Source organism: Streptomyces albicerus, from assembly GCF_008905045.1.
Lineage (GTDB): Bacteria > Actinomycetota > Actinomycetes > Streptomycetales > Streptomycetaceae > Streptomyces > Streptomyces albicerus.
This window is the reverse complement of sequence record NZ_VWMY01000187.1, coordinates 1-1,855: the sequence shown is the minus strand read 5'-3', so window position 1 is coordinate 1,855 and position 1,855 is coordinate 1. Positions and strand designations below refer to the sequence as shown.

At 72.6% G+C, this 1,855-nt stretch carries 1 protein-coding gene; it reads right to left on the bottom strand.

Annotation, left to right across the window (positions count from 1 at the left end; translation table 11 throughout):
* A partial coding sequence (locus GAS53_RS54755; protein WP_151485286.1) for an ATP-binding protein occupies positions 1-1,841 on the bottom strand: 1,841 nt, incomplete at its 3' end.
* Positions 1,842-1,855: the final 14 nt, after the last annotated feature.

Here is a 1,855-nt window from a genome sequence, read left to right as displayed (position 1 = left end):
CCCGTGGCGTGCAGCTCGCTTCGCGCGCGTTCGGCGAACGCCTCGGCCCCGATCTGGCTGAACATCTCGTGTGCGATGCCCAGTTGGGTACGGGCGTCGACGCGGCGGTTCTCGCGGCGCAGCCACTCGCCGTACAAGAGCTGTGCGCGGGCCAGCTCCATGCGGACCCGGGTCCGGGCGAGCCGCTCGATCGCCTCACGGTAGAGCCGCTCCGCGGCGTCGCCCTCGCTCAGGAGCGCCCGCGAGCGCGCTTCCATGCCCAGTGCCCAGTCCGTGCCGCTGGCTCGTGTCGTCTCCGAGAGCTGCTGGAGCGCGTCGGTCGCCAGCTCGGGTGAGCCGCTACGCGCGGCAGCCTCGATCAACTCGACCAAGCCCCACCGCGGCGCGGCGAACTCCCACTGGTGTGCGGCTGCCTCTTGGGCCGCAGCCAGCGCTTCCGTGTATTGGCCGAGGCTGTTGCAGAGCACCGCGTGGAACGAGTGTGCGACGGTGACGGCGGCCCCCTGGCCACGCGGTACGGCCTCGGCCATTATCGCGTCGATCAGCGTGCGGGCCTCGCGCTCGCGACCACGCCAGGCAGCCAGGCCGAGCGGCAGTACGCGCGCCGGGGTGCTCCCAGTCGCCGCACACACCGTTCCAACCTCCTCGATCAGCGACGCGGCCGCCGTCAGCTCCCCGGCGAGGAGGTGTATGTGTGCGCGGGATTCGAGCACATCGGGGAGCGCGCTGAGCGCGCCGGCCGCGCGGGTGATCGTCACGTGACGGGTTGCGACCACGTGCCCGCGCTCGTCGTCCCACAGATCCGAAGCAAGGACCGATGCCAGCCAGAACCAGCGCAGCGCCTCCGGAACGGGTATGCCCTCGTCACAGAACGCTTCGAGGGCTTGCTCCATCATCGGCGCCGCAGCCGAGTAACCGTCGGTGAGACGCACGGCAACGGCATCCAGCAACATGTCGGACACCCGCGGCAGCCGCGGCCGGGGCGCGCCACGGGCAGCCTCGCCCACCTCCCGCAGGCCTGGGCCGCGCGCCAGGCGGCCGGCGAATATCGCCGCCGCGACGGCGTCCAAGTAGGTATCACGGGCGAGCGCGACGTCGAGCCGCTCGAACCGGCGAGCGGCGGCGAGCAGCAGCGGGGGAGCCTCACTGCTGCGGTTCTGGGCGAACGCGATCTGGGCATGCAACACATCGATCCGCGCGAGCCCGAACTCGTCGACGGGTCCGGCCTCCGCTGTGGCGAGGAGAGCCGCCGCCGGCTCGAACGCCCCGGCGGCTAGCTTCGCCTGTGCGGCATTCACCGCGCGCTGCGCACGGCGGGCAGGATCCTGCGTCAGCGCGGCCGCGCGCTGGAGGAACGCAGCCGTCGCCGCAATGCCGCCGCGCGCCTGCGCCCGGCCCGCGGAGCGCTCCAGCTCGACAGCCACCTCCTCGTCAGGTCCCGAGGTCGCGGCGGCCAGATGCCAGGCCCGGCGATCGGGATCGAGCTGAGCATCGGTCGCGTCTGCCAGTGCCTGGTGCACCTCGCGACGGTCTTTCGGGCCTGCCGCGCGATAGGCCGCCGAGCGCACCAGCGGGTGCCGGAACCGCACCCGGGTACCGAGTGTGATCAGCTCCGCTGCGTCGGCGCGTGACGCAGCGGCATCGACGTCGATCCTCAGCAGCTCGGCCGCACGCCTCAACAACGTCACGTCGCCCACCGGCTCGGCGGCCGCGGTGAACAGCAGGCGTTGCGTCTCGGCCGGGAGGGACTGGACACGGCGGAGGAACCCCTGCTCGAGCTGGCTCGACAACGGCCATGCGTCCGGACGCCCGAAGCCGCCGGCCAGCTCGGCCGCGGTCAACCCGCGAGGCAGCT